The 9,311-nt window shown below is 67.1% G+C and carries 11 protein-coding genes; 3 read left to right on the top strand and 8 right to left on the bottom strand.

Annotated features, from left to right (window positions below; genetic code table 11):
* Positions 1–115: 115 nt before the first annotated feature.
* The 5 genes from tatC to ACQKJZ_RS16120 form a co-directional block, all read right to left on the bottom strand.
* Positions 116–904 carry a twin-arginine translocase subunit TatC gene (gene tatC / locus ACQKJZ_RS16140; RefSeq protein WP_427732336.1) on the bottom strand — a complete coding sequence of 263 codons (789 nt, stop codon included), beginning with the start codon at positions 902–904 and terminating at the stop codon, positions 116–118.
* A complete protein-coding gene (gene tatB, locus ACQKJZ_RS16135; RefSeq protein WP_427732334.1) occupies positions 901–1,332 on the bottom strand; it encodes a Sec-independent protein translocase protein TatB in 432 nt (143 codons plus the stop codon). Before tatB ends, tatC begins: the two co-directional genes overlap by 4 nt.
* A gap of 29 nt (positions 1,333–1,361) precedes the next feature.
* Positions 1,362–1,598, bottom strand: a complete 237-nt coding sequence (locus tag ACQKJZ_RS16130) for a Sec-independent protein translocase subunit TatA (RefSeq protein WP_007405493.1) — start codon at positions 1,596–1,598, stop codon at positions 1,362–1,364.
* 138 nt (positions 1,599–1,736) lie between these two features.
* Positions 1,737–2,339: an SMC-Scp complex subunit ScpB gene (gene scpB, locus ACQKJZ_RS16125; protein ID WP_427732332.1), complete on the bottom strand. Its 603-nt coding sequence runs from the start codon at positions 2,337–2,339 to the stop codon at positions 1,737–1,739.
* The gene (locus ACQKJZ_RS16120) at positions 2,336–3,058 is read right to left on the bottom strand and encodes a segregation and condensation protein A (RefSeq protein ID WP_427732330.1); all 723 of its coding nucleotides are present in this window, start codon (positions 3,056–3,058) and stop codon (positions 2,336–2,338) included. Before ACQKJZ_RS16120 ends, scpB begins: the two co-directional genes overlap by 4 nt.
* A 104-nt stretch (positions 3,059–3,162) precedes the next feature.
* Here ACQKJZ_RS16120 and ACQKJZ_RS16115 point away from each other — a divergent pair, with 104 nt between their 5' ends.
* Entirely contained in the window at positions 3,163–3,783 is a 621-nt protein-coding gene (locus ACQKJZ_RS16115; RefSeq protein ID WP_427732328.1) for a TetR/AcrR family transcriptional regulator, read from the top strand.
* Between the two features lie 135 nt (positions 3,784–3,918).
* Here the strand turns inward: ACQKJZ_RS16115 and ACQKJZ_RS16110 are convergent, their stop codons facing one another.
* Genes ACQKJZ_RS16110 through argS form a run of 3 tightly spaced genes read right to left on the bottom strand, consistent with a single transcriptional unit; the run spans position 3,919 to position 7,436 of the window.
* Positions 3,919–4,923, bottom strand: coding sequence for a glycoside hydrolase family 3 N-terminal domain-containing protein (locus ACQKJZ_RS16110; RefSeq protein WP_427732326.1), 1,005 nt, complete (start codon positions 4,921–4,923; stop codon positions 3,919–3,921).
* 45 nt (positions 4,924–4,968) lie between these two features.
* Positions 4,969–5,712, bottom strand: coding sequence for an SPOR domain-containing protein (locus ACQKJZ_RS16105; RefSeq protein WP_427732324.1), 744 nt, complete (start codon positions 5,710–5,712; stop codon positions 4,969–4,971).
* On the bottom strand, positions 5,712–7,436 hold the full coding sequence (gene argS, locus ACQKJZ_RS16100; protein ID WP_427732322.1) for an arginine--tRNA ligase: 1,725 nt from the start codon (positions 7,434–7,436) through the stop codon (positions 5,712–5,714). Before argS ends, ACQKJZ_RS16105 begins: the two co-directional genes overlap by 1 nt.
* A gap of 231 nt (positions 7,437–7,667) precedes the next feature.
* Here argS and ACQKJZ_RS16095 point away from each other — a divergent pair, with 231 nt between their 5' ends.
* Positions 7,668–7,967: a hypothetical protein gene (locus tag ACQKJZ_RS16095; RefSeq protein WP_312490600.1), complete on the top strand. Its 300-nt coding sequence runs from the start codon at positions 7,668–7,670 to the stop codon at positions 7,965–7,967.
* Positions 7,968–8,140: 173 nt separating this feature from the next.
* Positions 8,141–9,067, top strand: a complete 927-nt coding sequence (locus ACQKJZ_RS16090; protein ID WP_427732320.1) for a cation diffusion facilitator family transporter — start codon at positions 8,141–8,143, stop codon at positions 9,065–9,067.
* The last annotated feature ends 244 nt before the right edge of the window (positions 9,068–9,311 follow it).

The raw sequence follows: 9,311 nt of genomic DNA, 5'->3' as shown, positions 1-9,311 counted from the left end.
GATGGATTGGGGCCGCCGTTCAGCCTGAGCGAAGTCGAAGGCCACGCCCGGCACCCCGCAACAAAAAAGGCCTCGACTTTCGCCGAGGCCCCTTCCACCAAACCCACATAGGGGATTACGCGACCGCGTCGGCCTCCGCATCCTCCGCATCGCCCTGTTTGGCCCGGCTGCGCTCGGTGAACCAGATACCGATGATCGCCAGCTCGTACAGGATGATCAGCGGCACCGCGAGCAGGACCTGCGACATCAGATCGGGCGGGGTCAGCACCGCCGCGATCGCGGTCGCCGCCACGATGGCGTAACGCCGCGCAGCGATCAGCTGCTTGCGCGTCACGATGCCGGCCCGCTCCAACAGCATCAGCAGCACCGGCAGCAGGAAGGCCAGGCCGAAGGCGAACAGGAACTGCATCACGAAGGACAGGTAATTGCCGATCGCGGGCAGCGCCTCGCGCTTCACGCCGCCGACCATGCCGTCAAAGCCCAGCAGGAAGTGCAGCGCCATCGGGATGGCGATATAATAGGCCATCGCCGCGCCCATCAGGAACAGCACCGGCGTCGCCAGCAGGAAGGGCAGCAGCGCCTTCTTTTCCTTGCGGTACAGCCCCGGCGCCACGAACTGCCATAGCTGGTTGGCGATCACCGGAAAGGCGATCATCATCGCGGCGAAGAAGGCGACCTTCACCTGGACGAAGAAGGCCTCGAAAATCTCGGTATAGATCATCGTGCCCTGCCCCGCCGCGAGCAGCGGCTTGGCCAGGAAGCCGAATATCGCCTCCGAAAAATACATCGACACGCCAAAGGCGACGCCGATCGCGATGATGCAATAGAGCAGACGGCGGCGAAGCTCGATCAGATGTTCGAGCAGGGGCGCGCGGCTGGCATCGATCTCGTCATGCTCGCTCACGACGCGGCCCCTTCATTGGGGCGGGGCGTGTGGGCATCGCCGGGGGCCGGCCCGACGACCGGCTTCTCCACCATCACCGGCCGATCGCCCTGGTCGTCATGCTGCGCGGCGGTGACGGCGGCGTCGGAATGATCGGCCAGCGCCGGCTGGGAGTCGGCGGGTGGCGTATCGATCATCGTCGGGGGCGTGTCAGCGGCATGCTCGCGCATGATCCGCTCATTCTCCGCCGCCCAGCGCTTCTCCATCTCCTCCAGTTCGGCCTCGCGCACCATATTGTCGAAGCCCTGGCGGAACTGGCGCGACACGCCGCGCGCCTTGCCCACCCAATAGCCGACGACGCGCATCGCCTTGGGCAGGTCCTTGGGACCGATGACGACGAGCGCCACGACGGCGACGAGCAGAAACTCGCTCGAGTCGATGTTGAACATGAAACTCCGGTGCTAGCTGGAGAACCGGATCAGCGATCGTCGCGCACGCGCTCGCCATCGCGGTCGAAGGCGGGCTCGGCCGACTTCTGCGCCTCGATACGGGCGGAGGGCTTGGCGGGCTTTTCGTCTTCCTCGGCCATGCCCTTCTTGAAGTTCTTCACGCCCTTGGCGACGTCGCCCATCAGGTTCGAGAAGCGGCCGCCGCCGAGCAGCAGGATGGCGACGATGGCGAGGACAAGAAGGTGGATCGGGCTAAAGCTGCCCATGGCACGTCTCCTGGGAATCTATGGTCTATCTAGGCCTTGGCATCGCCAGCGGCAATGGTCGAGCGATGCGGACACGCCCGATCTGGGATGCGGTGCCGTGCCTGCGCATTGTGACGTAGCGGTGACGCAAAGGAAAGCTCATTCGCTGTCCGACGCCGCCGATGCCACGTTATCCGCCTCGTCCTCCAGCTTTTCGAGGGCGAGATCGACCGGATCGAGCAGCCCGGCGGCGCGCAGGTCCTCCAGCCCCGGCAGGTCGCGGCGGCTGGCCAGCCCGAAATGCTGCAGGAAGGCGGGCGTCGTCGCATAGATCAGCGGCCGCCCCGGCACCTCGCGGCGGCCGGCGGGGCGGACCCACCCCGCCTCCATCAGCACGTCGAGCGTGCCCTTGGAGATGGCAACCCCGCGGATCGCCTCGATCTCGGCGCGGCTGACGGGTTCGTGATAGGCGATGATCGCCAGCGTCTCGATCCCGGCGCGCGACAGGCGGCGCGCCTCCTCGCGGTCGCGGCGCAGCAGATGCGCCAGATCGGGCGCCGTCTGGAAATGCCAGCGATCGCCACGCCGGACGAGCGCGATGCCCCGGCCGCGATACTGCGTATCCAGCGCGTCGAGCGCGGCGCGGATGGCGGCATTGTCGGTATCCGGGACATAGGCCCGGATCGAATCGATCGCCATAGGCTCGGTCGAAGCGAACAGCACGGCCTCGACCGCGCGCACTGTCGGATCGATCTCGCTCATGCCGGCTGCCGTACGAACAGCGGCGCGAAGGGTTCGGCCTGCCGCAACTCGACCTTGCCCTGCCGCGCCAGTTCCAGGACCGCCAGGAAACTGGAGGCGAGCGCCGAGCGCCGCAGGCGCTCGCTGCCATCGGGCAGGAAGGTCTCGATCGCCGACCAGTCGACGCGGGCCCCCACCAGCATCGACACCCGCTCCAGCGCGACCTCCAGCGTCATCACCTGTCGATCGGCGACGACGTGCATGACCGGGCGGGTGCGCGCGTTGATCCGGCCATAAGCAGAGATCAGGTCATAGAGTTCGGCCTGCCACAGCGCCTTGCGCTGGACCGCCAACCCCTCGGGCGCGCCGCGCGCGAATACATCGCGGCCCAGCCGATCCCGCGCCATCAGCCGCGCCCCCGCCTCGCGCATCGCCGCCAGCCGTTCGAGCCGGAGTTGCAGACGCAGCGCCAGTTCCTCGGGGTCGGGCTCCTCCTCAGGCTGACGCGGCAGCAGCAGCGCGGATTTGAGATAGGCGAGCCACGCCGCCATCACGAGATAATCGGCCGCCAGTTCCAGCTGCATACGCCCCGCCCGGTCGACGAAGCGGAGATATTGCTCGACCAGCGCGAGGATCGAAATCTGGCGCAGATCGACCTTTTGCGACCGGGCCAGCGACAGCAGAAGATCGAGCGGTCCCTCCCACCCGTCCAGATCAAGCGTCAGCTGTTCCCCCGTCATCGCGGCGAGCTTAGCGACGATCCGCCCCGAAGGCGAGACGCGCCGGCCCGACCGACCGGCGACAACCTTTTAAATCATCGCTGGTTGATTTATCCACGTGCATAATGACGACCATGATCGCTCGCCGCACCCGAGGGCGTCCCCGTAAAGAGGAAGGCCCCGCTCCCCGCCAGATCCTCGACGCCGCCGTCGCCGCCTTTGCCCGGCATGGCTGGGAGGGGACCCATTTGCGTCAGGTCGCGGAGGCGGCCGGGGTCGACGCCGCGCTGATCGCCCGGCGCTATGACGGCAAGATGGGGTTGTGGCAGGCGATCGTCGACGATGTCTCGCGCCGGCTGGAGGACATGTTCGCGGATGTCGCGCAAGGCCCCGACGCACCGGCGCGAGACCGCCTGGCCGGTGCGGTCGAGGCGTTTGTGCGGCTGAACCTGGAGCTGCCCGATCTGGGCCGGTTCTTCATCGACCAGATTTCGCGACCGGGCGTGCGACGCGACTATGTGATCGCGCGGATGTGGGAGGTGTACCGCGACGCGATGCTGCCGATCGTCGCCGAGGCGCATGGTCCTGCCCGGCCGGGACGCGATCCGGCGCTGTATGTCAGCCTGCTATTGGGGGCGGTGGCGATGCCGCTGATGATGCGGTCGGTGACGATGGCGGATTGGCACGCCCCTGCGGTGCGGGACGCTTTCGTGCAGAATGTGCTGCGATTGTTCGTGGAACGATGACCCTTATTCCTCCCCTGCAAGGGGAGGGGGACCATGCGAAGCATGGTGGAGGGGTGTCCCACTATCGAGAGGGGCGACACCCCTCCGTCAGGCCTTCGGCCTGCCACCTCCCCTTACAGGGGAGGAATTTAACGCTTACTCTGCCGGCGCGAGGAGCGCGTCGCGCCGGGCGATCAGGTCGACGAAGTCGCCCTCCCCCGCCCCGACACTGGCCATGGCCCGATCGAGCCGCGCCCGCGCCGCCTCGGAGATAGGCGGAACCCGGCCCGCGATCTCGACCATTTCGTCCATCCGCGCCCAGCAGTCGAGGACGAGATCGCACCCGGCGGCCAGTGCGCCCGCCGCCTTCTCGCCGGCGGTGCCGCTCAATGCCTTCATGTCGATGTCGTCGGTCATCAACAAACCGTCGAAGCTGATACGCCGGCGGATGATGTCTTCGATCACGACCGGCGACAGCGTAGCGGGGCGTCCGGCGTCCCAGGCCTCGAAGACGATATGGCTGGTCATGCCCATCGGTGCGGCGGCCAGCGTGCGGAAGGGTTCGAGGTCGACCGCCAGTTCCGCATCGCTCGCGGTGACGGTGGGGAGCAGATGGTGCGAGTCGACCAGCGCGCGACCATGGCCGGGCATATGCTTGACCACGCCGACGACGCCCGCCGCCGCCAGTCCCTCCAGCATGGCACGGCCGAGCGCTGCCACCTGCATCGGTTCTGCGCCGTAAGCGCGACATGCGATCGCCTCGGTGGTATCGGCTTGCGCGACATCGAGCAGCGGCGCGCAGTCGACGGTGATGCCGACCTCGCGCAGCATCAGGCCCAGCGCCTGCCCATTGGCGCGCATCGCCTGAATCGCGGACATGGGCGCGATGTCATAGAGTTTGGCGAAGGCAGGACCGGCGGGGAAAGCCGGCCATTCGGGCGGCCCCATGCGGGCGACACGGCCGCCTTCCTGATCGATCAGGATGGCCAGATCGTCACGCCCCGCCAGCGTACGAAGATCGTCGGTCAGCGCGCGCACCTGCCCTCGGTCGACGATGTTGCGCTTGAACAGGATATAGCCCGCCGGCTCGACCGAGGCGAAGAACGCCCGCTCATCGGGGGTGAGCACCGGGCCCGACAGGCCGAAAATGACGGGGATCATGACAGGCTCCGGCCCCCGGCGCACCAGCACCGGGGGTGTGATCGATCAACTGGCGACGAAGCAGGCCTCGCCCGCGACGCGCAGGCGTCCGCAAATATCGGCGGCCTGGTTGGCGCTGCCGGCGTTCACGCGCAGGCGGTACAGCGTCTTGCCGTTCGACGCGACCGGCTGAACCACCTTGCCCAGCGCCGCGACATAGGAAAAGCGCTTGGAGAAACGGTCCCAGGCCGCATTGGCCGAGGCCTCGCTGGGATAGGCGCCCAGCTGGACCATCGAGCCGCTGCCCGAAGGGGCGGCCGGGGCGGGCCGTGCGGCGGTCACCGGGGCGGGCGCGACCAGCTTGCCGCCCGATTCGGGCACCTGCGCCACGGCGTTGCGGCCGCCATTGGGTTCGCTCGGCTTCTGGACGACACGGGTGCCGTTCATCGGCGCTTCGGGCACGGCGCGCAGGTCGATCGCGCCGGTGCCGCCGGTCTTGCCCGCGCTGGTGGCGATGGCGGTATCGCCCTCGCCCTTGACCTTCAACCCGCCGGGATCGGCGGGACGCACCTTGTAATCGCCCTCGGGCGCCGCGATCAGCGCGCCGTCACCGTCGCTCGCGGCGCGGCTGGCCTGCCACTTGTAGAAGCCGAAGCCGATCGCGGCCAGGATCGCCAGGCCGATGATGACCAGCGCCACGACCTTGCCGATGCCCACGCTTTCGGGTTCGTCCGGCTCGACCGTCTCCAGCCAGGGAAGGCGATCCTCCTCCGGCCGGTCATATCCGCGCAGGTCCATCTCGTCCGCCATCACTTCATCTCCGACACAGCCTCGACGCCCATTAGCGCCAGACCGTTACGAATGATTTGCCCGATCCCATCGGCCAGGAAAAGACGCACGGTGGTGACGGCGGCGTCTTCGGCGATCAGGAAGCGGCGATCGGGGCGATCATTGCCGACATTCCAGGCGGCATGGAAGGCCGCCGCCAGGTCGTAGAGATAGAATGCGATACGATGGGGTTCGCGCGCGGCGGCCGCCGTCTCGACGATACGCGGGAACTGCGCGGCCAGCTTCACCAGCGCCAGATCCTCGGCATCGAGCAGCGCCAGATCGGCCGCGCCGCCGGCAATCCCCGCCTCGGCCGCGCGACGCTTGAGCGAGGCGATGCGGGCATGGGCGTATTGCACATAGAAGACGGGATTGTCCTTCGACGCCTCGACCACCTTGGCGAAGTCGAAGTCCATCTGCGCGTCCGAGCGCCGGGTCAGCATGGTGAAACGCACCACGTCCTTGCCGACCTCGCGCACGACATCGGCCAGCGTCACGAAATTGCCCGCGCGCTTCGACATCTTCACCGGCTCGCCACCGCGCAGCAGGCGGACCATCTGGACGAGCTTCACGTCGAACTTGGTCTTGCCGCCGGTCAGCGCCTCGACCGCCGCGACGATCCGCTTGACGGTGCCGGCATGGTCGGCGCCCCAGATGTCGATCAGCTGATCGGCGGTCTGCGCCTTCTGATAGTGATAAGCGAGGTCGGCGCCGAAATAGGTCCAGGCGCCGTTCGACTTCTTGATCGGGCGATCCTGGTCGTCGCCGAACTGGCTGGAGCGGAACAGCGGCAGTTCGACCGGCTCCCAATCCTCGGGCGTCTCTCCCTTGGGGGCCTCCAGCACGCCGTCATAGACCAGCCCGCGCGAGCGCAGTTCGGCCTCGGCGGCCTCGGGCTTGCCCGCCGCCTGCAACTCGGCCTCGGAGGAGAACAGGTCGTGATGGATGCCCAGCAGCGCGAGGTCGTCGCGGATCATCGCCATCATCGCCGCCACCGCGCGGGTGCGGAACAGGACCAGCCATTCGCCTTCGGGGGCCGACACGTAGCGATCGCCATATTCGGCGGCGAGTTCGGCACCGATCGGCTTCAGATATTCGCCCGGATACAGGCCTTCCGGGATTTCGATCGTCGCGCCCAGCGCCTCGCGGTAACGCAGGTGCGCCGAGCGGGCGAGGACGTCGACCTGGCCGCCCGCGTCATTCACATAATATTCGCGGATGACCTTGTGGCCCGCGAACTCCAGCAGCGTGGCGAGCGCGTCGCCTACCACCGCGCCGCGGCAATGGCCCATATGCATCGGCCCCGTCGGGTTGGCCGAGACATATTCGATGTTGACGGTCACGCCAGCCCCACGCGTCGAACGGCCATAATCGCTGCCCGCCTGCGGGATCGCGGCCAGTTCATCCCGCCATGCCGCCTCGGTCAGGCGCATGTTGAGGAAGCCCGGCCCCGCGACCGACACGCTGTCCACCTCGTCCAACTTGCCCAGCTCGGCGGCGATCCCCTCGGCCAGCGCGCGCGGATTGGTGCCGGCGGGCTTGGCCAGCACCATCGCGGCATTGGTGGCCAGGTCGCCATGGCTGGCATCGCGCGGCGGCTCGACCGTGACGTTGCGGCGATCCAGCCCGCCGGGCAGCGTGCCGGCGGCGACCAGCGTGTCCAGCGCCGCATCGATATGCGCGGCAAAGCGGGTGTAGAGGGTCATCACATCGTCCGATCGGGGTAGCAAAGCGTTGCGCTTTAGCGGCATCGGCGCGCCGCTTCAAATCATGCGTGGCGAAGACGCGGCACGGATGCACCCGCTGCAATCGCGGCACAGCCCTTTGCAGTTGCCGGCCGTGCTGCACCGCAATAATTTGTCCGACGAAAGTTGAAAGCGCGAACCAACGCGCGAGAGGACCTGATCCGGCTCAACGCACATGCGGGAGTTTCGATCATGCGCAAGACCATCCTGATCCTGGCCGCCACCGTCGTCGCGGCCATTCCGACCATCGGTGCCGTCGCCGCCGAAGGCGAGCAGCGCTTCGTTCACGAGGGCAGCACCTATGTCTATACCCGGTCGACCGAGAACGGCCATCCGGTCATCGAGGGGCATCGCTATCCCGGCGGCGAGGCGTTCCGCTTCGTCGTGAAGGGCCACCGCGTGACCGGTTTCAACGGCACCGCCAACGTTTCCTTCACCACCGACGAGGCACGTGGCGCGATGGGCGCCGGTGTGGAAGCCAGCGCGCGCTGACACGCCGTCTCGGATTTTGAGTGGCAGAACGGCTCGCCCTAATGGGCGGGCCGTTTTCACATGGGGTATCATCCCCGCCAAAGGTCGTCCCACCCCGCTCCAAACATTCAGCGCCGTGGCACCATTACGTAGCCGTATTGGTTATCCGGCGCGGAGGTTCGGGACACAGGGACATGCAGACAGAACAGGGCATCCTACGCCTTTCCATCGCAGTGACGTTTCTGATGGCGGTACTGGGTGCGGTGATCGGTCTGATCGCGGGATCGTCGGCGATCATGTTCGACGGTGTGTACGGCCTGATCGACGCGGTGATGACCGGCCTGGCGCTGATGGTCGCGCGGCTGATCGCGGCGTCGAACGCGGCCGACGCGATGGGCCAGAGCTATAGCCAGCGCTTCACCATGGGCTTTTGGCATCTTGAACCGATCGTGCTGGGGGTGAACGGCATGCTCCTGACCGGAGCGGCCCTCTATGCGATGCTGGATGCGACCCGCATCATCCTGGGCGGCGGCCATGTGCCCTCGTTCGGCGCGGTTCTGATATATACGGGGATCAGCCTGATCATCGACCTTGGGATGGCATTCTACGTACGCCGGGCCAACCAGTCGATCGGGTCGGACTTCGTCGCGATGGACGCGCGCTCCTGGGGCATGACGGCGGCGCTCAGCGGGTCGCTGTTCGTCTCCTTCGTCATCGGCCATGCGATCGACGGCGGCCGCTGGGCGTGGATGACGCCCTATATCGATCCGGTCGCGCTGATGATCATCTGTATCGTCATCATCCCCGTGCCGATCACCAGCGTGCGCAAGGCGCTGTCCGAAATCCTGCTGGTGACGCCCTATGACCTGCGGGTGCAGGTCGAGGATGTGGCGGACAGGATCGATGCCACGCATGGCTTTCTGGGCCATCGCGCCTTCGTCGCACGGGTCGGGCGCGGTATCCAGATCGAGCTGAACTTCATCGTGCCCCGCCACTGGCCGGCACGGCGACTGGAGGAATGGGACGCGCTGCGCGACGAGATCGGCCAGGCGCTGGGCCATGACAGCCCGGACCTGTGGCTGACCATCGTCTTCACCACCGACCCCGAATGGGTCCATTGACGCGCAAGACCGAGGCGACCTGCCCCCGTCGAGGTGCGACGACCGCGCATCCTGAGCAAGCCCCTCCCCTTCAGGGGAGGGGTTGGGGTGGGGCCTCTCCACGAACGCCGCGCTTGCGGATACGCCCCACCCCCGCCCCCTCCCCTGAAGGGGGGAGTGTTTACTTTGGACTCTGCAATCGCTTTCTGGCGAGGAAGATGTCGAGGGTAACTTCAAGCATGTGCTGGGTCTTGGATGCGCGCTT

It is taken from the genome of Sphingomonas sp. NPDC019816 (assembly GCF_050274375.1).
Classification (GTDB): domain Bacteria; phylum Pseudomonadota; class Alphaproteobacteria; order Sphingomonadales; family Sphingomonadaceae; genus Sphingomonas.
This window is presented reverse-complemented; position numbering and strand designations above follow the sequence as displayed.